The sequence below is a fragment of the Candidatus Sulfotelmatobacter sp. genome, from assembly GCA_036500765.1.
Lineage (GTDB): Bacteria > Acidobacteriota > Terriglobia > Terriglobales > Acidobacteriaceae > Sulfotelmatobacter.
In genome coordinates this window covers 237439-261717 of the sequence record DASYBM010000004.1, presented here as the reverse complement: position 1 = coordinate 261717, position 24279 = coordinate 237439, and the positions used below count along the sequence as shown (strand labels likewise).

At 57.5% G+C, this 24279-nt stretch carries 19 protein-coding genes; 6 read left to right on the top strand and 13 right to left on the bottom strand.

What is annotated here, in order from left to right; all coding sequences use genetic code 11:
• Positions 1-162: 162 nt before the first annotated feature.
• Positions 163-2154, top strand: a complete 1992-nt coding sequence (gene uvrB, locus VGM18_03865; GenBank protein HEY3972114.1) for an excinuclease ABC subunit UvrB — start codon at positions 163-165, stop codon at positions 2152-2154.
• Positions 2155-2362: 208 nt separating this feature from the next.
• Here uvrB and VGM18_03860 read toward each other — a convergent pair whose 3' ends face one another.
• The 7 genes from VGM18_03860 to VGM18_03830 form a co-directional block, all read right to left on the bottom strand.
• Positions 2363-2554, bottom strand: a complete 192-nt coding sequence (locus tag VGM18_03860; protein HEY3972113.1) for a hypothetical protein — start codon at positions 2552-2554, stop codon at positions 2363-2365.
• 184 nt (positions 2555-2738) lie between these two features.
• A complete protein-coding gene (gene aroA, locus VGM18_03855) occupies positions 2739-4046 on the bottom strand; it encodes a 3-phosphoshikimate 1-carboxyvinyltransferase (protein ID HEY3972112.1) in 1308 nt (435 codons plus the stop codon).
• 307 nt (positions 4047-4353) lie between these two features.
• On the bottom strand, positions 4354-5460 hold the full coding sequence (locus VGM18_03850) for a CheR family methyltransferase (GenBank protein HEY3972111.1): 1107 nt from the start codon (positions 5458-5460) through the stop codon (positions 4354-4356).
• 94 nt (positions 5461-5554) lie between these two features.
• Entirely contained in the window at positions 5555-6241 is a 687-nt protein-coding gene (locus VGM18_03845) for a hypothetical protein (protein HEY3972110.1), read from the bottom strand.
• Between the two features lie 66 nt (positions 6242-6307).
• Positions 6308-7561, bottom strand: a complete 1254-nt coding sequence (locus VGM18_03840; GenBank protein HEY3972109.1) for a hypothetical protein — start codon at positions 7559-7561, stop codon at positions 6308-6310.
• Entirely contained in the window at positions 7558-7929 is a 372-nt protein-coding gene (locus tag VGM18_03835; GenBank protein ID HEY3972108.1) for a hypothetical protein, read from the bottom strand. The genes VGM18_03840 and VGM18_03835 overlap by 4 nt, the downstream gene beginning before the upstream one ends.
• A gap of 502 nt (positions 7930-8431) precedes the next feature.
• Positions 8432-8821: a response regulator transcription factor gene (locus tag VGM18_03830; GenBank protein HEY3972107.1), complete on the bottom strand. Its 390-nt coding sequence runs from the start codon at positions 8819-8821 to the stop codon at positions 8432-8434.
• Between the two features lie 511 nt (positions 8822-9332).
• On the opposite strand from VGM18_03830, the gene VGM18_03825 reads away from it, so the two are divergent.
• On the top strand, positions 9333-9770 hold the full coding sequence (locus VGM18_03825; protein ID HEY3972106.1) for a hypothetical protein: 438 nt from the start codon (positions 9333-9335) through the stop codon (positions 9768-9770).
• Between the two features lie 431 nt (positions 9771-10201).
• Here VGM18_03825 and VGM18_03820 read toward each other — a convergent pair whose 3' ends face one another.
• The 6 genes from VGM18_03820 to VGM18_03795 all read right to left on the bottom strand — a co-directional run bounded on the left by VGM18_03820 (position 10202) and on the right by VGM18_03795 (position 20016).
• Entirely contained in the window at positions 10202-10816 is a 615-nt protein-coding gene (locus tag VGM18_03820) for a hypothetical protein (protein HEY3972105.1), read from the bottom strand.
• Positions 10813-12681 (bottom strand): AAA family ATPase, encoded by a 1869-nt coding sequence (locus VGM18_03815; GenBank protein HEY3972104.1) that lies wholly within the window; start codon positions 12679-12681, stop codon positions 10813-10815. Before VGM18_03815 ends, VGM18_03820 begins: the two co-directional genes overlap by 4 nt.
• Positions 12682-12693: 12 nt before the next feature.
• Entirely contained in the window at positions 12694-13428 is a 735-nt protein-coding gene (locus VGM18_03810) for a site-specific DNA-methyltransferase (GenBank protein HEY3972103.1), read from the bottom strand.
• Between the two features lie 584 nt (positions 13429-14012).
• Positions 14013-15596 carry a sigma-54 dependent transcriptional regulator gene (locus tag VGM18_03805; GenBank protein ID HEY3972102.1) on the bottom strand — a complete coding sequence of 528 codons (1584 nt, stop codon included), beginning with the start codon at positions 15594-15596 and terminating at the stop codon, positions 14013-14015.
• Entirely contained in the window at positions 15593-15994 is a 402-nt protein-coding gene (locus VGM18_03800) for a response regulator (GenBank protein ID HEY3972101.1), read from the bottom strand. The genes VGM18_03805 and VGM18_03800 overlap by 4 nt, the downstream gene beginning before the upstream one ends.
• On the bottom strand, positions 15991-20016 hold the full coding sequence (locus VGM18_03795) for a PAS domain S-box protein (GenBank protein ID HEY3972100.1): 4026 nt from the start codon (positions 20014-20016) through the stop codon (positions 15991-15993). The genes VGM18_03800 and VGM18_03795 overlap by 4 nt, the downstream gene beginning before the upstream one ends.
• 310 nt (positions 20017-20326) lie before the next feature.
• On the opposite strand from VGM18_03795, the gene VGM18_03790 reads away from it, so the two are divergent.
• The 4 genes from VGM18_03790 to VGM18_03775 all read left to right on the top strand — a co-directional run bounded on the left by VGM18_03790 (position 20327) and on the right by VGM18_03775 (position 24275).
• The gene (locus VGM18_03790) at positions 20327-20671 is read left to right on the top strand and encodes an energy transducer TonB (GenBank protein HEY3972099.1); all 345 of its coding nucleotides are present in this window, start codon (positions 20327-20329) and stop codon (positions 20669-20671) included.
• Between the two features lie 26 nt (positions 20672-20697).
• Positions 20698-22656, top strand: coding sequence for a methyl-accepting chemotaxis protein (locus VGM18_03785; GenBank protein ID HEY3972098.1), 1959 nt, complete (start codon positions 20698-20700; stop codon positions 22654-22656).
• Positions 22657-22696: 40 nt separating this feature from the next.
• Positions 22697-23200: a chemotaxis protein CheW gene (locus tag VGM18_03780; GenBank protein HEY3972097.1), complete on the top strand. Its 504-nt coding sequence runs from the start codon at positions 22697-22699 to the stop codon at positions 23198-23200.
• A gap of 163 nt (positions 23201-23363) precedes the next feature.
• Entirely contained in the window at positions 23364-24275 is a 912-nt protein-coding gene (locus VGM18_03775; protein HEY3972096.1) for a protein-glutamate O-methyltransferase CheR, read from the top strand.
• Positions 24276-24279 lie beyond the last annotated feature (4 nt).

Genomic DNA, 24279 nt, shown 5'->3' with positions numbered 1-24279 from the left:
GTCGTCGAAATCGGCTCCTGTTGAGCCTCCGGGAAACCAGCCGAGCGTTGCTGGGCTTGGCCGGGTCAAAGACCCGGCCCCACACAAGCACACCGGGGCCAGTTGCGCGGTGCTAAGGTTTAGCTGATGGCTGAGAGCTGATAGCTAGAAGCTGCCTTCCCCATGGACTTCAAACTCGTCTCCACCTACAAACCGCAAGGCGACCAGGCCAATGCCATCGCGGCCCTCCTGCGTGGCATCTACGATCGCGAGCAACATCAGGTCTTGCTGGGCGTAACCGGATCGGGCAAGACCTTCACCATGGCCAAGATCATCGAGGCCGCCAACCGCCCCGCTCTCGTGATGGCCCATAACAAAACGCTGGCTGCCCAGCTTTATCACGAGTTCAAGAATTTCTTTCCCCACAACGCGGTTGAATATTTCGTTTCTTATTACGATTACTATCAGCCCGAGGCCTACGTACCCGCCGCCGATCTTTACATCGAAAAAGAAGCCACCATCAATGACGAACTCGACAAGCTCCGCCTCTCCGCGACACGCTCTTTATTCGAGCGCCGCGACGCGCTGATCGTTGCGTCCGTCAGCTGCATCTACGGCCTGGGCTCGCCCGAAGCCTATTACGGCATGATGATGTTTCTCGAAAAGGGCCAGAAGATCAAGCGCGAAGACATCACACGCCGACTGGTCGAAATCCTCTACGAGCGCACCAACAGCGACTTCCGCCGCGGAACTTTTCGCGTGCGCGGCGACGTCATCGAAGTCTTCCCTACCTACGACGACATGGCCTACCGCATCGAACTGTGGGGCGACGAAATTTCTTCGCTCACCCAGATCGATCCGCTATTCGGCACCGTCAAGCAGAAATACATGCGCCTGCCGATTTATCCCAAGACGCATTACGTGATGAAAGAAGAAACCCGCGCATCGGCGGTCGCATCGATCAAGCAGGAACTTGCGTGGTGGGAAGCCGAACTCGAAAAGCAAGGTCGCCTCGTCGAAGCGCAGCGCATCCATCAGCGCACCATGTTTGATTTAGAAATGATCAAGGCCATGGGCTTCTGCCACGGCATCGAAAATTATTCGCGGCATTTCACGGGACGGCTTCCCGGCGAGCCTCCCCCGACCCTGCTGGACTATTTCCCGCGCGACTATCTGATGTTTATCGACGAGTCGCACGGCACGGTCCCGCAGTTGCGCGGGATGTACGCGGGTGACCGCTCGCGCAAGGAAACGCTGGTCGAATACGGCTTTCGCATGCCCTCCGCACTCGATAACCGTCCTCTGACATTTGACGAATTCGAACATCGCACCAATCAACTCGTCTACGTCTCCGCGACGCCCGGCCCGTATGAGCTGACGAAGTCGGCAGGCGTCGTCGTCGAGCAAATCATTCGCCCCACCGGACTCATCGACCCCGAAGTTGAAATCCGTCCAGTCAAGGGCCAAATCGACGACCTGCTGCACGAAATTCGCGCCCGCGCCGAAAAAGGCGAGCGCGTGCTGGTGACGACATTAACCAAGCGCATGTCAGAAGATCTGGCCGAGTACTACGCCGAAGTCGGCGTGAAGTGCCGCTACATGCACTCTGAAATCGAGACTCTCGAGCGCGTAAAGATTTTGCGCGACCTGCGCAAAGGCGAATTCGATGTATTGATCGGCATCAATCTATTGCGCGAAGGCCTCGATCTGCCGGAAGTATCACTAGTCGCAATCCTCGACGCCGACAAAGAAGGCTTCCTGCGCTCCACCGGATCGCTCATCCAAACCATCGGCCGCTGCGCCCGCCATCTCAACGGCCGTGCAATTCTTTATGCTGACAGGATGACCGATTCCATGAAACGCGCCATCGACGAAACCCTCCGCCGCCGCGCCATCCAGACAGCCTACAACGAAGAAAACGGAATCACTCCCGAATCAATCGTCCGCCCACTGGACATGACCCTCGCCGGCATCGTAGCCGCCGATTACGCCGACCTCACCGCGGGCGAGTCCGAAGGCATCCCAGAATTCAAATCGCAGGAAGACGTCGACACCTACATCGCCAACCTGGAAAGCGACATGCGCGAAGCCGCTAAGAAATTTGAGTTCGAAAAGGCAGCCAAGCTAAGGGATACGATCAAGGAGTTAAGAACGAAGGAATTCTTGTTCGCCTAGAGTACGGCCCGATGGCCACGACCTCCATGAGATTGAAACCAGCGGGCGTCGGAGGCGGTCAAGCAGTCGGTCAAAGAAAATTTGGCCAACTGTGACCCGCAACAGACCGCCGCGTTTGAGGCAAATGGTGTCGAGCCGCAGTTTGCTCCCATCATCCGGTACGGAAAACTGGAATACATCTTCGTCGTTGCGCAGAAAGGCGACCAGGTTATTTATTGGGAAGATGTTCAGGATCGGAGCCCAGCATTTCGCCGGCAAAACTCTTGGCGTCTTTCTCAGCCACGCCGCACTTCACGGAATCCATTTGCAGCAGCTTGCCCGTCTGATATGGCTTAGGGTCTTTCGCGTACGCCGCCGATGCAATGGTCAGAACCACACATACGATTAACTTGGAGCGCACTTCCCACACCCCCAGAAATAGTCGAATCGCACGGAAACCCCAGGCGAACGGGATTCCATGATCATTAGCTATTTTCTAAGGCTTCGCCGAAGAAGAAAGGGGACCGCAGTAATAGCCCGAAGTTACTTTCAGACCTTAGGAGAATCGTCTGAATCCGGTGGAATCATCTGAGAGGATTGAACGGCTATCGTTCCGTGATTTCTTTCAGCGTTGCAAAAAAAGCGGGATAGGAAATCGCGGACGCCTCGGCGCCGCGAATTAAAGTTTCTCCGTTCGCTCGCAAAGCCGCCACGGCGAACGCCATCGCAATTCGGTGATCGCCGAAAGAATCGAGTTCGGCGCCATGCAGCGCCTGGCCTCCGGGAATCTTCAGGCCATCCTCGCGGTCTTCCACGCGCGCGCCCATAAGGCGCAGATTCGTGGCCACAGCCGCAATGCGATCCGACTCTTTGACCCGCAATTCTTTAGCATCGCGAATCTCAATGCCCTGTTCCGTGTAAGGCGCGATCGCGGCCAGCACCGGAATTTCATCGATCAGCGCGGCAGAATCCGCGCCGGTAATGGTAGCCCCTGTGAGTCTGGCGCCTTCCACTTGCAACGATCCAACCAGCTCCCCATGAATCTCATCGAGCTGTGTGACCGAAATTCGCAGCCCAATCTGCGTCAGGAGGTCGAGCAGGCGCGCGCGCGTAGGATTCATCAGCAGATTCGGGATCGTCAACTCTGAGCCGGGAAACAACGCCGTTGCGCATAAAAAGAAAGCCGCGCTCGAAAGGTCGCCTGGGATGCGCGCCTCAATCCCCCGCAACCGCTGGCCGCCACGAATACGCACGCTGTTTCCGGCAGAACCGCCGCCGCGTTCGAGTTTCGCGCCAAACGCGCGCAGCGCCACTTCGCCGTGATCGCGCGTGCGCACCGATTCTTCAATGCGCGTCTCGCCATCGGCGAATAATCCGGCGAACAGCAGGCAAGATTTCACCTGCGCACTGGCTACAGGCATGGCATACTCGATTGCCTTCAGTGCACCGCCGGTAATGCGCAAAGGCGGCTTCCCCGCCTGCGACGCGATCTGCGCTCCCATCGCCGTGAGCGGCGTAATCACCCGCTCCATCGGACGGCGCGACAGCGACTCATCGCCCACCATCTCGCTGGAGAATTTCTGCGCCGAGACGACGCCGCTCAGCATCCGCATCGTCGAACCCGAGTTGCCGCACTCGAGCGCAGCGGCGGGAGCGCACAGCGAGAGGCCGCGTCCCTGCACCTCGATGGCGCCGTCGCCGTCTTTTCTTTCCCACGAAACTCCCAGTGAGCGCATGCAGCCGAGAGTGCTGCCGCAATCGGCGCCGGTCGAATAGTTCTCGAGGCGCGACGGGCCTTCCGCGATGCCCGCCAGCATGGCGTAACGATGGGAAATGGACTTATCTCCCGGCAGCCGCACAGTGCCGCGAACATTTCGCGCCGGATGCACCACGACCTCAGAGGACTTTTTCATTCAGAGATCAATATTAGCGGATGGATATTAATGGATCTTTTTTTTTGAAGTCCCCGGACTTTTGTGGAGCCCCGCCGCGACCGCGGCGCTACCGGTATACTTGATGCCGTGTTGGCGGCGAATCGGCAGATTTCGAGAGCCGCGCGCGTATCAATGGGCGATGCGGCGGGCTCTGGAGCGCAAGCATTTTTTCCTTGCCGGCAGAGGCCGCTATCATGCCCGCGAAGAGCGTCATCAACGCGTTGCGGGGGACAAGAGCTCGTAAACCTCACCGGATCGCCGCAACGACTGTCCCTACGCGGTCTATTTATCGTCCGTACGCCGCGCTGGCCGCCAACGGCTTCCGATGGAACGTGTACCCATCGTAAGTTTCGCTGCGGAAGTTTAGGTTCGGCGCGCACAGTTTTTCAGTCTGGCTGAGGAATAAATATCCACCGGGCTCAAGATAGAGATGCAGGCGCTCCATCAGCGCCACGCGCTGAACGCGCGAGAGGTGCGGCAGCACGTCCATGCAGAAGATGCAATCGAAGCGCCCAATATAGACCGGCTTGGTCAGGTTCATAGTGTTGAAGGTAACCAGGCTGCGCAGCCGCGGCTTCACCAGCAGATGCGCCCCATTGCCGGAGTTGCTGGCCGCGTTCGAGCCATTATTCGATCCGCTGTTCAATCCGTTCGTCACCCCATTCGGCGAGGCTTCCGCCGAACCAGTCCATAAGCCATTCGCTCCCCCGTTCGGGCTGCCAATTTTCGAGAAGCAGGCGCGAATCGCCGCCGGCGGCAAGCCCATCAGAGCCGACTGCGGATATAGCCCACGTTCCGCGACTTCGATCGCCGAAGGCAACAGGTCGCTGCCCACAATGTGGATCGTCCAATCCTTGGTCGCGTGCGAGGCTGGCGCGCTGCCCTCGAGAACGCCCCCATTACGGACGCCTGAGGTTTTTTCTTTCGCGTCTTTACCGCTGCCATTGCTTGACCCGCTACCGTTAGCGTTGCCGCCGGGCAGCGCTTCGCACAGCGCCATTGCAATCGAGTAAGTTTCTTCGCCGGTCGCGCACCCGGCGCTCCAGATGCGCAGCGTACTGGGCCCATCGTCCGACTTGCGGGCGTAGAGTTGCGGAACTACTTGCCGAGCCAGCGCATTAAGCGCCCCAGGATGACGGAAGAACCCGGTGTTCACGTTGAGCACTCCATCGAGGAATGCTGGCAGCACCAACGGATCCTGGTCCGACGCGCGCAACCGCGCCATCAATGCCGCAGCCGATTCCAGTTCATGCGCCTCCAGATACTCGGCCACATGCGCCGCCAAAGCGCTGTTGGGACAATCCAGCAGAATGCCCGTCTGGCGCTCGATCAGCAGGCGCAGTTCCGACAGCTCGTGCTCCAGTATGGTGACGCCCGCCATCAATTTATGCATAGATTTTTCTTCCCCGCAGGGTACGCGCAATTAAGCGCCGAACTTGTAACGTCGGAACGTTCATACCAGGGGAGAAACAGTGCTCGCTTCTCGCTCACAAGCCACTGGCGGCAACCGCCGCATAAGACTTGCCGGAATCTTGCTCTGCCTGCTGGGCGACCACGTTCATTTCCTTCTCCAGTGACGAAAACCTCTGCATGATTTCGTGGATGCGAAGCGTCATGTTCCGAATCGTTTCAATCTGCGCCCGCGTCTGCGCCGAGAAGCTGCCCGGCTCGAGCAGCAGTAAGTCGGAATTTCCCAGCACCGACGTCAGCGCGTTATTCAGGTTATGACGCATTTCCAGCATGTAGCGGCCCAAAGTCGCCTGACGATCGAGAGTGGCGCACGCGGCCTCCGCCGAACGAGCGCGCAATTCCGCTCGCGAGCGATGCACCGCCTCGCTCGCCGCCAGCACCAGCGTTTCCAGCCAGTGCTCGCTGCCGCGCAGAATGGCAATCCGCGGCCAGCGTTCCCGCACCAGTTGAGCCGTGGCCGCATCCTGCCCAACACAAAACACCGGCTGGCCGGTCGAGTGCAGCGGTTCCAGAACAACGGACAGAACATCGCGCCGCAAATCGCCAACAATCGCCGCATCGAATACATCCACCGCAAAGCGCGGCCACAAGTCTCCGCTCAGCAGCGTAAATGTCGGGACGTTGCGCTCCATCTGCCAGCGCGCCGTAATGCGCCGCGAGAAATCGACTTCGTCGGAGATGATCAGAACAGTGGGTGCCTGCACGTACGAACCTCTATGCGTTCACGCAACGGTTGCTCGAAATTTGCACCCGCGAACTTCGGGCGCGGCTCACTTCTTACTTCCCGTCTGGTCTTCGGCGTCCGCATCCCATTCCGGCGTCGCTGACACTTCAAACTCTGCGGGCGCTGCTTTTGCGGCACCCGGTTTGGATTGCGGCCCTGCCGCTACCGCCGACGCAACCTGCTTGGCGGCGGATTTCGTTGCCCCAGCAGCTGCGCCGACCGCAGGCGGCTTGGCCGCGACGCTCACAGCTTTGGCCCCAGCCGGCGCGGCGAGAGGCTTCGCCACTGACACCGGTTTCGCCGCAGAAACAGGCTTCGCCGCGCTCGCAGGCTTAACGGCGGGAGTCGCGCCATCCGGCTTCACCGATGCAGTTGGATTTGCGGCCGTTCCAGGCTTGCCCTTCGTCTCCGCCTCAGGCGCTTTGCCGCGCCCCAGCGCATACTCAACCGAGGCCCTTAAATCGACCAGCATCCGCAACGGCTGGCCCGAAGAATATTCCGCCTGGAACATTACCTTCCACGACTGGCAAATCATCCGCAGGCGCACGATCGGTTCCTGCGCCGAAAACTGTGCCCGCCGGCAATCGATCGTCTCCACCCCCTTCTCCTCCAACTCCGTCAAGCCATCCAGAATCGTGTTCAGATCGCCCAGCATCAGGCGGAAAAACGCGCGCCGCATCAGATATCCGAAACGCGTAAAAGCCGCCAGCGCGACCGGCAGATAAAACAGGTCCCCGGCCAGCAACTTCGCCTTCCGTCCTTGTTCGAGCACCCCGCCATGCAAAAGTTCATCGAGCGAGCGGCATTTCCGCGCCGAATCCAGCACCCGGTCCAGCGCATTCAACCAAACCGGGGGCTTCACTTCCACTTTGCCCAGAACCGGCTCCATCGCTTTCGCCACATACCCGAGATCGACTTCGCTATCCCCTACACCCGTCGGCGCGATCTGGCTGAAATATTGCACCAGCAGAAAATCAATCTTGTCGCGAATAATGTCGGTCTTGGTGGGCATCGTCAGAAAGTGGTGCAGCAATGCCTCCAAACCATCCTGCGTCACGATCGAACTGGTCTGTAGAAACTGCCGCAACTGATGCACCTGCATGACCCGATCCATCTCATCCAGCCAGTGCTGGGCCTGCTCGACCGTCTCTTTGCCGGGCATGTCCACCCCGGCCTCAAGTTCGGCGCAGGGCTTGGCTTCAATGGCAAACTCCCGCGCCAGTTCGGAATAAATGGGATAGAGCCGCCGCGCCGTACTCCACTGCGTGGCCAGATCTTGTAGAGGTGTTGTAGGCGTCATGATTTCACGATCCAGTTGGGGACTTCCCCACGAAAGCGTGCCGCTACCACGGTATTGCCTGGGTGATATTGCACCGCGATCACCGAAGCGGCCACATCGAACGAACTGTCAGAATTGCGCAGCCGAAGCTCGTCGCCAAATTCCAAAGGCGTGTTGCAGGAGAAAAGAACTTCGCGGGTCGTGCCGAATTCAATAACCACACTCTCGCTGAAATGAGTTGTAGCCGGCTCGCCGCCCAGCACGATGCGGGCAAGTTGCACCGGCATGCGGACAGGCGACGCCTCCGGAAAGAAGCGCGCCAGCCCCGCCACGCTGCTGGCGTTCTGTGCGTTGCGCGCCGTTGCTGTAGCCGATGCCGATTGCCCCAAAGCGAGACTTCTCCCAAGTTGAAATGCGGTCGGGCTCCCCTCTTCCCGGTTAGGAAGAGCCGTGGGGAGCCGTTTTTCCGCGGTTCACCAAAGAAGGAGCAACACGGCAGCCATCCCCGCGAACGGAAGGTCTAGCACTCAGGGGAATGCATTTTCAGCAGGTTAGAAGCCGCATCCCACGTGCTGCGCGAAGTTAAAGAAGAGTGAGGAAAGATTGAAGAAGCCGATCGTCTCACCCTGAGACAGAAGTCTCAAACACGTAGCCCCGGGACGCATTCGTCCGGGGCCCTTGATCTGAAGGAAATCACCCAGAGAACTGGGCGGACATCACCCAGGCGAGGGTGCCCCATTTTTCGCGTTCTCTGCGAAGAGTGCGACACCATGCCGCCGGCAGCGTCGTTTCCCCGAGCCAAAATCGGCTCCAAAGCAGCAACATAACCCTTGCCAAGCAAGGATGGAGTTCCTCTATTGAAATATTTGAAAGGGCATAACCGGAAAACCTTTATGCCGACGCGCCCATCCCCCGAATTCTTCGCAGTTCAGGAATCAGGTCTCGGCCGGCATTGCTCTTAACAACGTATCCACTCACGCCCGCTGCCAACGCCGCCCACTGAAATCCCCGGGAATCGTGTTGACTGACAACGACAATCGCAATCGCCGGAAATTCTCTCTTGAGAATTCGCGCGGCTTCCAGGCCATCCATCGTAGGCATCGTCACATCCAGAAGGACGACATCCGGCAGGTGCTCCCGTACCTTGCACACCGCATCGGCCCCATCGACGGCCTCGCAAACCACCTCGATGTCAGCCTGCGAACGCAAAAGCTGGCAAATCGTGCGCCGGACGTTCTCATTGTCATCCACCACCAGCACCCGCAGTGCCCGCCGATCCATGCCATCTCCCCGAACGAATAAACTAAGACGAATGTACTCGGACGAACGAAGTCGAACGAACTTAGAGAAACTTGGACGAACTCGATTGTGTCAGATTCCCAACAGACTATTCTCTCCCGACCTCGCACTAAATACAGCGATATCCGTATTACCAACGGCCACCGCGCAGCCTTCCAGAAGGATTGTCATCCCGAGCGAAGCCGCTTTTCAGGTTAGGATTGTCATCCCGAGCGAAGCCGCTTTTCAGGCGTAGCGAGAGCCTGCCCTGAGCGAAGTCGAAGGGGATCTCGGTCGTCACCGCCCTGGAGCGTAAGCCGAAGCTCTTAATCCCCGGGAAGCAAGCAATAAACTGGCTGCCCCATTCTTCGCGTTCTTTGCGAAGAGTGGGACACGACGCCGCCCGCAGCGCCGTTTTAACGAAGTCAAAATCTCTCGCGTACAATCACCCCGATAACAACGTCGCCCCGATAAACAATGTCGAAGATTAATGCCCCATAAAAAAGGAGAACTCATGAACCGATTTCTGCGTCTTTGCCTGCTGGCCGGCTGCGGTATCGGCGCACTGCTGGCCACTGCCAAACCTCCACAGCACACGTCAATGGAGGGTTCCCGAGCCAACGCGTCGAAAGCAACGATTGAGGGCCTGCTTCGCGATATCGCGTGTCCCATTCAGAACCTCGACGGGAACGCGACTCACCTCAGCATGAAGTGCGTGCAGGCGTGCGTCCGCGGCGGCTCGCCGCTCGTCATCCTGACCAAGGACGGTGACCTGTATCTCCCCATCTCCGACAAAATGCCCGACTCCGATCAGCGCGAGAAACTGATGCCCTTCGTAGGCAAATACGTCCAAGCCACCGGAATCGTCTTCGAACGAAAAGGCACCCGCGCCATCGTGATCGCCGAAATCAAAGAGATGAAGACTGTGCCCCTGACGATCGAGGAAAAGTAAGAGGAGAAGTAATTAATGAAGAGAATAAGAGGAGAAGTAGCCGCCCGCCGCAGCAGGAAAAAAGCAGGATTGTCATCCCGAGCGAAGCCGTTTTTCAGCCCGGAGCGCAGTCGAAGGGGAGGGATCTCGGTCTCCACGCTCAGCCGCGTAAGCCCAAGCTCTTGATCCGCCGGAACCAAGCACCAAACCGACTGCCCCATCCGTCGCGTTTTTTGCGACGGGTGGGACACGACGCCGCCCGCAGCGCCGCTCTTCCCCGACTCAAAATCTCTCCGGTACAAGCAGCATCGTACCTACCCTGGCAAAGAATGCAAGGATGGAGCACATTCAATGGGATGGCGGAAAAAAAAATAAGGTGGGCCACCCGGCCGACGCGATTGCCTCATGAGCCTGGGCCATCATCTTCTATTTAATTGTGTCTTTAATGCCGTCTATTTAATTGTGCCTTTAATGCCGTCGACGAGGTTTTGCCTCGCAAGTTCTGTAGCAATGAAAGGATATCGCCTCCTTAGAAAATCGAGGTCCCAATGGCCTTCCGAATATTCCTTCAAAACTGTGTACCGCAATCTCACGAGAGCGTTCGAATTTAATTGCAGGATGGTGATGGTCTTGTTGACCGCGTCAGTAACGTTTTGCGGCAGTCCCGTATTTGTTTTCACAAAAAACGTTGCAGCGTCCAAGACAAACCATCCTGGCTGAATGTGAAAAGGATCGAGCACCTCGGTTGATTCGCCTTTGTTATTGTTTATTTTTTCCTGCGCCAGGCGATAGTTGTCCCACTCGTACGCACGAGAGGGATTGACGGATTTGGGTTCGAAGTGGTCTACACTACCTTGATCGAATGGAATCCAACAAGCGCAAAAAGCACATATTTCGTTATACGAAGTTCTCAACTGAGGGAGGATGTCTTTCCAGTACTGGTGTTTCTTGAATTGTTGCGCTGTGGGCCTCTTAGGGACAGTGAACTTGGCGAGAAACGCCTTACCGCGTCTTCTAACGTTCACCTCGAAACTTGCAGGCTCAGGCCGCAGCGCCACTGGGATCAAAGGCGGACGCCTTTCTGCTCGGCGAAATATAGCCAACGTGGCCAGAAATCATCGTCATCAGCAAGGGCTTCCTTTAGCCGTTTAGTAACCTCGATAATGCCGTCGGATGTGGGCTTTGCGTCCGCCATCAATCGCTTCGCTTGCTCGATTGCCGTTTCTCCTTCACTTGATCTCGCTTGGGTTAGCTCGAAAAGATCCGAGGTGAGCCATTCATCAATGCGGCCATACCTCACGAAATTGACGTCATTGAAGGTAACCTGCCCCTCGGGGGTCAGCTGAAGATGGAAAAGTTTGTCCGACGCGTCAGAAAAACTGGTTTCTACAGAAGCTAGGACTAGCGGCGAGTGAGTGGCGATTATGATTTGCGCCTGCACATTCTTGGCAAGAATGTTTGTCACGTCGAGTAAGGCGGGAAGCACAACCCTCTGCCACTTCGGATGTAAATGCGCTTCCATCTCATCGATCAGTACGACCATCTTGTCTTGCGGAGCTTTTTTGGCCAGTCCGGAGTACACCCGATGCTCATTCCAAGCCCAAACAAGCAGATATGCCAATGTTACGATTCGTCGCACGCCTGCCGATTCGTGAATAATCGGCACTTGACCAAAACGATGCAACAGCGTCGGCATTTCGCGTGGCTCAAAAGGCAATCTAATAGGATCTCCGGGCGTCAGTGGCCCCATGTCTGGAGGTGACAATCGTCGCAATACCCGCTTAAAAATCTCAAATATGCTGGAATCTGGATTGCGCTGCCAGCTTACCCAATCCCTCAATAGACCTTCGAGTTTACCCTCAAGACCGCGCAATACCTGATCTCTGCTGAACAGCAGCAGACCGGTGCTAGAGCTGTCCGATTTGGTGGCGTGGCGCGCAGGGTCCCAAACCGCAAATGAACCATCTATGCGCGCGTAAATTATTAGGCCGGGTATCGTTGGTCGATCCTTCGTGGCAGGCCAATTCTGAGAATCCCAATCAAACTTGATAGTCTTTTTCTGGCCAATCCTCTTTCCAGCGATCTCAAATGATATGGAGGTGTCTGTGCGTTGCGCTTCCATCCGCGGAAATGCTGGCTGTTCCGCCCACTGGCCCGTTAACGCCCACCACGCACACTCTAGGAGGAACGTCTTGCCCAGCCCGTTGTCGCCCGTGATGATAGAAAGTCGCTCGCCCGGATTGAATGTCAATCTCTTCGTCGGCCCCAAGCCCTCAAGACCAAGAAATTTGAGGGTTCCTCCTTCCTCGGGTTTGCTATCAGGGGCAGGTTCGATGTGGCGCAGTAGTTCAGCGTCAGAGTAAACATCTTCAGTGAATACAGGCTCCGGCGCGTCCGGCTCTGTCGTACTGAATAGCTCCCTCACCTCCTCCCGCGTAATAAGAAATTCGCGTAGCAAAGCCTCAATAACATCGCTTGGGCGAGCGGTTTCTGGCCAATCACGTTCGCGGAACAACCAAGCGGAGAGCCAGAAGGCGGGAATGCGACCGCTCTTATCGAGATCAAGCTTCCCTCGCATCACCTCTATGTAGTTTCTTGACCAACCCCAAACATCGGTCTTTTTCTCATGTATGAAGGCAAGTGACAGGTCCCCGCGCGTTCTTGTGCTCTGGAGCCCCGAAGAGGCGTAGGTTGGTTTTATCCACCTTCCTTTCGTGGTCTTAAAAGGTTGGAAGAAGTGCTTAGAGGTGTAATCGGGCTTGTAGTACGTTTGAAGAAATTCGGTTTCTGCTCGGTTGATTCCCCCGAAGTGTATTGTTCGGCCTACGGGCAGCTTCTTTCGTTTGCATACCAAAAACGTGATACCGAAAAATGCGTTGATCGCGTCGAGCTCGGTCAAAGACTTACGCACTGTGTCCAAAGAAATGAACATTCGATTATCGCCTTACATCGCCTTGAGTTTTTCGACCATGTATTGGCAAAACACAGGATTGAGATCGATGCCAGTCGCATCTCGGCCCGATCTTACGGCGACCCGAAGTGTCGTCCCGCTCCCCGCAAAAGGGTCCAAAACTGAACCACCTTCACGACAACCGAGATTCAAACATCTTTCGACAAGTTCGTCTGGAAAGGGAGCCGTATCAATCCCGTTCGTCGATTTTGGTCGAGCCGGAATCGTCCACACATCCTCTTCCGCAACCACATCGCGAAGCGCCGGGCGGTTGAAATAGTAGTTGCGCTGCTTCGCGAACATGAATACGTACTCATAGCTCCTTCGTGGGCGGTCCTTTACAGCCTCGGGCAGGGACCGCGGGCGATGCCATACTATCGAACTGCGCAGGACCCATTTTCTGCGTCCGGACATCTCTAAGGCCACACGCCAAGGAACGCCAATCACAGATTTTGGCTGAATGCCGATTCCTAGACCTCCGCTCTTATCAACCGCGCGAAGGCCGAAGCGCCGTTTGGTACTCTTCGGGTCTGTGCCGTGTGATTTCCCCTTTCCCGAGTAGTAGGTGTCTCCGAGATTCAGAAATAACAGCCCATCATCAGCGAGAAGTCGGTATACCTCGTCCATCGTATCGGCCAACCCCTTAACATATTGAAGAACCGTCTCCTCTTGCCCAAGTTGTCCGCCCACGCCGTAGTCACGTAGCCAATAATAAGGCGGAGAGGTCACAGCACAGTTGTAGGATTTTTCGGGAAGTCGCGTGAGAACGCCGCGTGCGTCGCCCTCGTAAACATGCCAACGTTGGCCCAGGAAGCTCTTTCCAGACCAGCTATTTGTTGGGGTAATGTGCCGGGTTCTCGTTATCATTTGTTGCCACGCATTGTAAATGCAAAGACCGCAACTGTGGGCCAGATACTCCCCTTCTGCGAAACCAAGACGGGGCGACGTCGACCCTTTTCCCAACAACGGCGGACCCTACTTTCCACCTGTCAAGCCCCCGCGAAATATTATTAACTCCTGCTCTCGCAGTCACATAGAAGTCCCGAACCCACCACTCACACCGCACACGGATGTTAAAATGTGTATGTAGTGCTTAGCCTCAAGCAATACGACTCCCGGCTTCAAACAACGCAAGAACAATCCAAAAACTTCCCCGCTAACTCCTTATTCCGCAATATTTTGATATCTAAGTCCCTCGCGCTCAATATTTTGCGAAGATTTATCCATATCAATTCTCCGCAACCTCGTACCAACAAGGATCTTAGCTCACAAGTATTTTTAATTTTTCGGAGATATGCCGCTACTGCATGCCGCTACTGAAGCGTATGGCTCGACGATCCCGTCCCCGCCACTCCAATGCCGATGTTGTAGCGCTTCAGTTTGCGATACAGCGTGGCGCGGCTGATGCCGAGCATGCGTCCGGCGAGCGCTTTGTCGCCGTTGACCTGCTCGAAGACGCGCTGGATGGTCGCCCGCTCGATGTCTTCGAGATCGGTGGTAGAAAGTGACGAAGAGAGTGAGGAAGAGATTGAAGAGGAAAGTGGAGAGCTGACCGAGGAATTTACCGAGGACGACAGCGGAGCCCGCGCCGCCTGCGGCAGCGCATGCGCCGCAGCCAGATCGGGATCGAGCACCGTCGGCCGTTGTGCCGCAGCGCCGAAAGCCGCGCCCGACACCGGCGAACTAGAAGCGCTCGCAATGCTGCCCGCAGCGATCGACGGAGGCAGGTCGCCGAGGTCGATGATCTGTCCGTTGCCCAGGGCGACGGCGCGCTCGACGCAGTTTTCCAGCTCGCGGACGTTGCCCGGCCAGTCATATTGCATCAGCGATTTCATGGCGGCGCTGGTCACGTGCAACTCGGCACCCGGAGCGTAGCGTTCGAGGAACCAGTGCACGAGCATGGGAGTATCGCTGCGCCGCTCGCGCAACGCAGGCACATAAAGAGTAACGACGTTGAGCCGAAAATAAAGATCTTTGCGGAAGGTGCCATTTTTGTAAGCGGCCTCAAGATCGCGGTTGGTGGCCGCAATCACGCGGACATCCACCTTAACCCGCTGATTGCTGCCGACGGGACGAACTTCTTTTTCCTGCAACACGCGCAGCAGCTTGGCCTGAAGTTCAAGAGGCAACTCGCCGACTTCGTCGAGAAAAATGGTGCCGCCATCGGCCGCCTGAAAGAGTCCCTGCTTCGATTTCAGCGCGCCGGTGAACGCGCCTTTTTCGTAGCCGAAGAGTTCGCTTTCGATCAGCGTTGGAACAAGCGATCCGCAATCGACGGCCACGAACGGACGGTTGGCGAACGCGCCGCGGAAGTGCATCGCGCGCGCCACCAATTCTTTTCCCGTGCCGCTTTCGCCGTAGATCAGCACCGGCGTGCGCGTATCTTTGAGCCGCGCGACCATGCGCAGAACGTCCTGAATCTTGGCCGACGATCCGATGATGCCGTGCACCGCGGTCTCCGAATCCATGCGCTGCCGCAGAAATTCATTTTCCTCGACCAGCCGAATCTTCTCCGCCATGCGCCGCAGAAACAGCCGCAGCTCTTCGAGTGGCGAGAACGGCTTGGTGATGTAATCGTACGCGCCAAGCTTCATCGCCTGCACCGCAGTTTCGATCGAGCCATGCCCGGTCATCAGCGCAATCTCGGTGCGCGGCAAAAGTTTCTTAACTTTCTCCAGAAATTCCAGCCCCGACATGTGCGGCATGACCATGTCGCTGAGCACCATGTGCACCGACTGCTCTTCGAGCAGCGCCAGCGCCGACTCGCCGCTCTCCGCTTCGAGACACACAAAGCCCAAAGCCTCGCCAACTGTGACGCACAGTTTGCGGATGCTCTGCTCATCATCGACGATGAGCAGACGAATACGAAAATCATCTTTGCTGGTTGGATTATTCACTCGGCCTTCCCAAAAGTCTTCGAGACTACGTCGATGAATTGCTGCACGCGGAAAGGTTTCTCCACGCAGGGCGCGCCAGTTTCGCGCAGGGTAGCGACGGTTTCTTCGTTGGCGATGTCGCCGGTAATAAAGATGATGCGTCCGGCGAGATCAGGGCGGTGCACCGCGACCCACGCGTGCACCTGGCCACCGTCGACGCCGCCGGGGGTGCGCATGTCGGAAACCACTCCCAGGAACTCCCCGTTTTCGAGCAGGCGCAAGGCGTCGACGCCGGACTCGCAGCAGACTACGGGATATCCGCTGCGCTCGAGAGCGGCTTGCACATAGGCCATGACGGCGGGCTCATCCTCGATGAGCAGCACAGGCAAAGGCTGAAGTTTGAAGGCTGGTTGGCTCATGGTTGTTTAACTCCTGCCGCCACACCGAGCGAAGCGGTGTGGGACGCGGCGGGCAGGCGAACAATAAATGTCGCGCCTTGACCACCAATGTTGTTATGACAAAGAATCTCGCCCCCATGCTCTTTCAGAATCCCGTAGCAAATGCTGAGGCCGAGGCCGGTTCCTTTCCCAATTTCTTTCGTGGTGAAAAATGGATCGAAGATCTTATCGGGGTGGGAGATGCCGTTGCCATTGTCGCGGAAGGAAACTTCGACGGCGTCTCCGGCTTTGGTGGACATGATCTCGATGCGGGCGGGACGGCCTACCTCGTGCACCGCGTCGTACGCATTATTCAGAATGTTGAGAAACACCTGCTGCAACTGGTGCGCATCGCCCATCACCTCGGGTAGTTCCTCGTCAAGATGTTCGACGACATCGACGCCGTGGCTGTTGAAATCGTAGGACCGCAGTTGAATGGTGCGGCGCAGGATCGCATTCAGTTGTACCGAGATGCGCTGCGGCGGCATCTGGCGGGCAAAGCTGAGCAGATTCTGCACGATCTGCTTAGTGCGCTGCGCTTCCTGGAGAATCACCCGCATGTCTTTGCGGGCGGTTTCGGGCAGGTCCGGATTTTCCATCAACAGGTCGGCGAAGCCGAGGATCGCTGTCAGCGGATTGTTGACTTCGTGGGCGACCCCGGAAACCAATTGCCCCACCGCCGCCATTTTCTCCGCATGGACCAGTTTGTCGCGCAGCACCGCGGAGTCCGTAATGTCGGTGAGCACCAGCACGATGCTGGTTACAGTTCCCTCTTCATTCCGCATGGGACTGAGGTTGGAGGAAAATTTTCCCGCCAATCCGTTGCCGCGGACGATCTGCAATTCCAGATTGTCGACTTGCTGGCCGTTCAATGTACTCTGAACCGCATCGGCCAGAGGCCGGACGAAGCCAGGCGCAGCCAGTTCCAGCAACGGACGCCCCAGTAGCTCCAACTGCTGGAATCCTGCGTCATACCAGCGGCGATTGGCATAGCTGATCAGCCCGGCAGTATCCGCAACCAGAATCAGGCTCTGCGTATTGCTGAGGATCTTGCTGGAAAAATCGCGCTCACGGTGCAGTTCCGACTGATAAGTACGCAGCCCGGTCACATCGAGCATTAGCCCGCGAATCTGCACCAGGTTGCCCTGACTATCATGCAGTCCAAAAGCATTAATCAGCACGTGAATCGGCGATCCGTCTTTGCGACGAAGAGTCGCCTCGAAGTTACGCAGATGGCCATTATCCTTCATCACTTCCGTGTGACGCTCGCGCTGCTCCGGACCAAAATAGAGTTCGGCCGGAATGTCGATCTGCAACAGCTCTTCGCGACTGGGGTAGCCCAGCATGCGTACCATGGCGTCATTCACTTCAATGAAGCGTCCGCCGGGCGTACTGAAGAACAGGCCTTCCTGAATATTGTCGAAGAGTTCGCGATAACGCCGTTCGGCTTCGCGCCGGTCGGAAATGTCTTTCAATACGTGAATGGTTTGCGGCGCTTCGTCAGCTGCACCATGTACGCGCGAGGTGGAGACAAGGTAGGTGCGATCGAACACGGGATGCGCGAATTCATCCGAATCGTCCGTCATGGCGCGGCAGAACGGACAGGAATACGGAGCGGTCTCGCTGGTCAATGCCATCAAGGCCCGCATATTTACGCCGATCAATTCCCCCGGCGGTATTCCGATCATCGCCGCCAGCGAGCGATTCACCCGCAAGACTTTGTCGTGCTGGTCGTGCACCACAATGAAGTCGGTAATGGCGTCAAAAATCTCCACCCAGTGGCGGTTCGCAAGTTCAATCCCCGTAAACAGACGGGAGTTCTCCAGCGCCATCGCGGCGTGACGGGCGACGGTTTCAAGAAACAGCCGATCTTCGCGATCCAGCGGCGAGGAGCGTCCGGAAAGGCAGAGGAGTCCGGCTAATTCTCCGTTACCGTTGACCAGCCGCACCACAGTGCAATCCGCCCATTCGAGACTTGCCGCAACCTCCGAACCAAATAGCTGTTCCGCGGTAACTGCGACCACCGTAGCTGGATGCTTCGCCGCAAAATCACTTAAGGCAATGTTGAATGAACGCTCCGATGCGAGGTCCGACTTTCGATCCGTTAGGGGATCGAGGCGAGGAGTCAGCGAATTCGCGACCATTTCGGAGTGCGAGGGTAAAGGGTTGGATCCAGATTCCGACGAAGTGATCAGCGCTTCCGCACCCTTGATCTGTGACTTGATGTGTGAGTCGCCCGAGGACTGCAACCCCGCCACCTGCCAGCAGTTCTCGTGCAGGATGGCGAGCAGTCCGGCTCGCGAGCCGGTGACTTCCACGGTACCAGCGACCAAGCGGCCGGCAAACTCGGGCAGGCGCAAGACGCCATCCAGTTCGCGGGTCAGATCGATGAGAGCCTGGGCATGGCGCCGATGCTGTTCCGAGAGATCGAGATTGCGGGCCACTTCGAGCACGACGGCGGCCTGACTCGACAGCGCCCGGGCGCGACGAATGTCTTCCGGCGAGATTCCGGCTCCATCCAGGCGATCCAGTACTCCGAACATCCCCAGAACCCGGCCAGTAGTTTCCACCAGAGGGACGGCGAGAAACTGACGGACCTTGTACCGATTGACCATCTCAACATCGATTCCGGGTATGCGGCTGGCCTCGTCGGTCCAGAAAACTTCTTTGGCGCGCAGGGCTCGAGTGGCAACGCCTTCGGGAGCGGCCACGTTCAGGCGTCGGGACTGGCCTTTTTCTATGCCGTGCCGAACCTGGAAGTGGCCATCCTCTTCCAATGCAACAAAACAGCGCCCGAAACCAAGAAAATCGGAAGCCCGCACCACAAACGCTTGCAAGAAATGCTCGAGATCGCTGCTGGCATTCAGCTCGGAGGATATGTCCAGCAATTGGTGAAGTTCCTGCGCCTGGGCATGCGAGGTGGCATGGAGTTCAGCATGGGCAACCGCGACCGCGCCGAAGCCGGCAATTGCGGTCACCAGGGCTTTCTCTTCAGCCGTAAAAACGCCTTCCTGCCGCGGATAGATAAGGATTGCGCCCTGTGTCCGCGAGGTGCGCAACGGAGCGGCGATCAACATGCCGGGAGAAACCAGACTTCCCAGCGAGTGCACATCCGCACCGATCGAAAGGGTAACCGGCTCTCCTGCGGCTACGGCACGTTGCGCCAAATCGGCCGCGAAACGGAGCGTCTGCCGGTCATGGCGCGCGCGCGCGGAAGTCGCCAGTTGTGGAGTCTCTGCCGACACGGCTTTCAATTCGAACGGGCCCTCCCGTCGCAACAAGACGCAAACCAACCGAGTCCGCAGCAAAAGTCGCAGACGGTCGGCAAGAGCCTCAATCACGGCTGACACATCTGGGTTCGCATGCAGACCATGAGCGACGTCGGCCAGGATATGGGAACGGCGCTGTTCCTCGCGAGAAACTTCGCGCAGCCGTGTTGCTTCCAACAGCGTGCCCAACTGTCCGGCCAGAATCGTCGCCTTCGCGGCAATCTCTTCGTTAAAGAAGTTGTCATTGGAATCGTGGAGAAAAGTAACTGCCCCAACGATTTCATTGAAGACCATGACCGGCGCCGCCAGAAGCGAGCGAGCCTCAACTTGCATTGCCGCCGGGAAGGCCGCCGACTCGAGGTGATTGTTATAGATCGTGCGCCGCTGCCGTACCGCTTCAACGGTCACCGCGCTCTCGTCGGGACGCAGTCGAAGGTTCACAAAGCGCTCCGCCAGCTTACCATCGCCATACTCACCGATTAGGTCGTCCCCCACTTCACAGCGCCAAAAATAGACTCCCGACACCTGGAAGAACTCGCGCGCAGCTTCACAAAATAACTGGATCAACGCCTTGGAGTCGTAGCGCTCGGTCGCCTCTGCGACCATGCGCAGCACGAGTTTCTGGAAGGCCCCATCCGACCCCGGGACAAAACCGCTTTCCGGAGGAATGATGGGACTGCCACCAGAAATGTTGAGCGCTGCACCGAGGCTCGAAGGATAAGGTTCTGGATTCACAAGTGCTTGAATCTATTGGGAAACTAATTGTCATCTCAATTTGAGTCAAGGGAAATGCTGGAAGGAGGTGCCTTGCTGTGAAATCCCGAGACGCAAGTGAGATTTCATCTCACACTGAGAAGGTACCAGACATTGCGTGGAAATGAGACGGCCTTAGTTCGGAGCAGGCCGACGACTGCCCTTCTTGCTGGCCTTAAGCCATTTATTTACCAAGAGATACACTTCATTACTTTGGTTTCTCCAAGAAGGTTCGGGTGGCCCGGCCGTTGCACGCCTAGGCTCGACAGCTTCTTGCAGGCGAGGAGGAATTGTGTCTCAAAGAACCGCGGTGGCTCTGTTGGCGATTGTGAGTTTGGCAGCCATTTCGGGTCCGATTCGAGCCGCCGGGCAGCAGACCCAGAGCGAAGAGATGGTCCGCCGCGCCAAAAGCAAGGTGCAACCGGACTATCCGGACCTGGCGCGAAAGATGAACCTGGTCGGCACCGTAAAGATTCAAGTGGTAGTGGCGCCGAATGGCGCCGTGAAAGATGCCCGTATCGTGGGCGGTCATCCGGTTCTGGCGGGCGCCGCTCTGGACGCCGCCAAGAAGTGGCGCTTCGAGCCCGCCGCGTCCGAGACTTCGGGAATCATCGATTTTAAGTTTGAGCCGCGCTAGTTGTCAGGACCGCGGAGGAGATACGCATGACTATCGGCAAAAAGTTATACATGAATTTCGGCATCATCCTGACCATGGTGTTGGTGCTGTTCCTCGTGAACTGGTCTGCGGTGCGGCGCGAGCATGCGGCGAAGGCTCTCGCCGACGCCACCAACGCCGTCCGCTTCCAGATGATGCAGAATCGTCTCTACCTCAGCAACTACCTGCTCAGCGGCGATACGCGCGAAGTCGATCGCATGAACGACGGCCTGCGCACGCTGAACGGGAAGCTGGATGAAGGAAAAAACCTGGCGAACTCCGACCAGGTAAAAACCGCGCTGTCCAAAGTGCAGCAACTGGAGCAATCCTGGGCCAAGGAATTCGCCCAGCCCCTGATCGAGAAGCGGAAAGATGTGGACTCCGGTAACGCGACCGTCGCCGAATTGCAGATTTACTACCTGCAAAAAGACGCCTCTTCGTGGGTGAAGAACTCCACCGACGCGCTGGATGGCGCCGAGGTAGAGAGTCGCAAATCCGATGAAACGGCGGCCAACGGAACCTTCATCATATCGCTGCTGAGCACTCTGATCGCGGTTTGTGTCGGCGTGATCATCGCCTACCGCACCGCCAAGTCAATCACCCAGCCGCTCAACAACTTGATGAGTGTGGCCCGCGGCATCGGTAATACCGGCGATCTGGAACACAACATCGACCTCACCCGCGACGACGAGATCGGCGAACTGGCCCGCACCTTCCACAAGATGGTTACTTATCTCAGGGAGATGGCGGGTGTATCCGAATCCATCGCCGGGGGCGACCTGAGCGTCGACGTCAAGCCCCGGTCCTCTCATGACACTTTGGGCAATGCTTTCTCCCGCATGGTGGAAGGTTTGGCAGGACTGGTGCGCAGCGTACGCGACGCATCGTCACAAGTCGCCAGCGCTTCGAATCAGGTCGCCGGTGCTTCCGACGATGCCGCCAAGATCGGATTGCAAGCCTCTTCCGCCATCGACGAAGTCACCAGCACCATGCACGAGATGAGCGTCAATGTGCAGAACATGGTGAAGAGCACGCAGGTGCAGGCCTCGAGCGTCAGCGAGACTTCCGCTTCCATCGACCAGATGGTGGCTTCGATTCAGCGCGTGGCCGACACCGCCAAAGTGCTGCTCGACATCTCCAATCGTTCGCGCGAAGAAGTCCACAACGGCATCGGCACCATGGAAAAGGCCACCGACGGCCTGAACCGCATCAATACGACCATCACTTCTTCCGGAGAAATCATCGGCGCTCTGGGGCAGCGGGCCGATGACATTGGCAAGATCATTGAAGTCATCGACGACCTCGCCGAGCAGACCAACCTGCTGGCTCTGAACGCCGCCATTGAAGCGGCCCGCGCCGGAGAACACGGTCTGGGATTTGCGGTTGTCGCCGACGAAGTCCGCAAGCTTGCCGAGAAATCCGCGCAGTCCACCAAAGAAATCTCCGAACTGATTCAGAGTATTCAGAAGGAAGCGCGCAAGGCGGTCGAGAACATGGACCGCTCTACCAACATCGTGAACGAAGGGCTGGAGTTGGGCGGGGAGCTGAATGCGGCGCTGCGCAAGATTTCCAACGTCGTCACCGAAGTTTATAAGTTCGCGCAGGAGATCGGCGCCGCCACTAACGAACAATCGCACGGCTCCTCGCAAATCGCTCGCGCCACCACGCGGCTCAACGAAATCACGCACGAAATCAACTCGGCGGTGGAAGAGCAGGCATCCGGAGCGCAGGCCGTGGTCAAGGCCATGGAGCGCATGCGCGAACTGGTGCAATCGTCCACTTCCGGCTCGACCGAACTGGCGGCGTCGTCGGAGCAGATGTCGAAAATGTCGCGTGGCCTGCTCGACTTCCTCGACCGCTTTGCGCTGGCCGAGGCTTCGCATTCCAGCCAGTCGTTTTCCAGCCAGTCGATGGGCGGAGATAACTCCGGTCGCAAAGCGCGCGCTGCCGCGGGAGCGCAGTTCTGAACGCTGGGAGCCTGAAAACGGGGCTCCAAAACATGAAAATATGAGTCGTGAACTCCATATCGTGGGCTTCAAGGTCGGACGCGAGACTTATGGCGTGCCCATCCAGTCTCTGCATGAGATTGTGCGCGTGCCCGAAATTACCGCGGTGCCCGACGCGCCCGATTACCTCGAGGGCGTGATCAATCTGCGCGGCAAAATTGTTTCCGTCATGGACCTGCGCAAACGTTTCGGAGAAAAGCAGGCCGCGCTGAAACGGCAGAATCGCATTCTGGTGGTCGAGCACGGAGGCCGACTAGCCGGGCTGATCGTCGACTCCGCCTCAGAAGTTCTAAAGATTCCTGCGGACGCCGTGGAAGCGCCTCCGGCTGTTTTTCAGGATGGCGGCTTGAACTGTGTGACTGGATTAGCCAAAGTCGCGGGACGCCTGGTCATACTACTGGAGATGAGCAAACTCCTGGCTCCGGAGAGTCTGCAAGTCAAGAGCGAGCCTGCTGAAAAGAAGACTGCGGCCAAGGCCGAGGCACGGGGCGCGGGGGCGCGCTAGTCGGGAAGTAATTTCAAGGTTTCAAAGTTTCGAGGTTGCATGGTTGCAAAGTGTCAAAGCAGCACGGTTTCAAAGCAAAGACGCCACTCGTAAGAGCGAAAGCAACTTCGATCTCTGAAACTTTGAAACCTCGCAGTTCAGCACGCAGCAAACGAGAAAACGCATGAGTGCATCCGGAGCGGCACCTGCTCCCTTATTGACGGAAGCGGAATTGAAGCTGTTGCAGGCGCTCGTCTACCAGGAGTGCGGCATGCACTTCGACGAGCGGCGCACGCACTTTCTCCAGGACCGGCTATTGCGCCGGCTGAAGGAGTGCAAGATCGACTCGTTCTATTCCTACTACCGGATGCTCACCAGCGCCGGGGGCAAGGACGAATTGGCCAAGCTGCTGGAAAACCTGACGGTCAACGAGACCAGCTTCTTCCGCCACAAGGCTCAACTGGATTTATTTCAGAAAACCGTGCTGGAAGAAATGTTCAAGCACAAGAGCGCGCGGCGCGAGTATTCGATCCGCATCTGGAGCGCGGGCTGCTCCACCGGCCAGGAAGCCTACACGCTGGCCATGCTCGTCACCGACGCGCTGGCCTACTACTACCTGCGCAACCCGCTGCCCATCGACATGCCGCTGCCCAAGCCTCTGGTGCCGCCGCCGTGGCGAGTGGAAGTGCTGGCCAGCGACATCGCGTACTCCGTACTACGGCACGGGCAGGAAGGCAGCTACAGCGAGAACCAGATGTCGATGGTCGACTATGGCTATCGCCTTCGTTACTTCGACAAAGTGGGTGATCGCTACGCCATCAAAAAGCCGCTCAAGGAGATGGTCCACTTCGATTTTCACAATCTGAAGACGGAGTACCTGCCCCAACGCAACGACGTAATTTTCTGCCGCAACGTGATGATGTACTTCGACGAGCCCGAACAGAAACGCCTGATCGAAAAGTTTTACCGCTGCCTGAACGCTGGCGGCTATCTCTTCGTGGGCCATGCGGAAAGCCTGCTGGGCCTGACCAAGAAGTTCCAGATGCTGCACAAAGACAGCGGTACCGCATACCAGCGCATCGAGATAAGAGACTGACGCC

Excerpts from the sequence above, each read along its gene's own strand:
- uvrB (HEY3972114.1), top strand. The coding sequence starts at position 163 with ATGGACTTCAAACTCGTCTCCACCTACAAACCGCAAGGCGACCAGGCC.
- aroA (HEY3972112.1), bottom strand. The coding sequence starts at position 4,046 with ATGAAAAAGTCCTCTGAGGTCGTGGTGCATCCGGCGCGAAATGTTCGC.
- VGM18_03850 (HEY3972111.1), bottom strand. The coding sequence starts at position 5,460 with ATGCATAAATTGATGGCGGGCGTCACCATACTGGAGCACGAGCTGTCG.
- VGM18_03840 (HEY3972109.1), bottom strand. The coding sequence starts at position 7,561 with ATGACGCCTACAACACCTCTACAAGATCTGGCCACGCAGTGGAGTACG.
- VGM18_03830 (HEY3972107.1), bottom strand. The coding sequence starts at position 8,821 with ATGGATCGGCGGGCACTGCGGGTGCTGGTGGTGGATGACAATGAGAAC.
- VGM18_03825 (HEY3972106.1), top strand. The coding sequence starts at position 9,333 with ATGAACCGATTTCTGCGTCTTTGCCTGCTGGCCGGCTGCGGTATCGGC.
- VGM18_03815 (HEY3972104.1), bottom strand. The coding sequence starts at position 12,681 with ATGTTCATTTCTTTGGACACAGTGCGTAAGTCTTTGACCGAGCTCGAC.
- VGM18_03800 (HEY3972101.1), bottom strand. The coding sequence starts at position 15,994 with ATGAGCCAACCAGCCTTCAAACTTCAGCCTTTGCCTGTGCTGCTCATC.
- VGM18_03785 (HEY3972098.1), top strand. The coding sequence starts at position 20,698 with ATGACTATCGGCAAAAAGTTATACATGAATTTCGGCATCATCCTGACC.
- VGM18_03780 (HEY3972097.1), top strand. The coding sequence starts at position 22,697 with ATGAGTCGTGAACTCCATATCGTGGGCTTCAAGGTCGGACGCGAGACT.
- VGM18_03775 (HEY3972096.1), top strand. The coding sequence starts at position 23,364 with ATGAGTGCATCCGGAGCGGCACCTGCTCCCTTATTGACGGAAGCGGAA.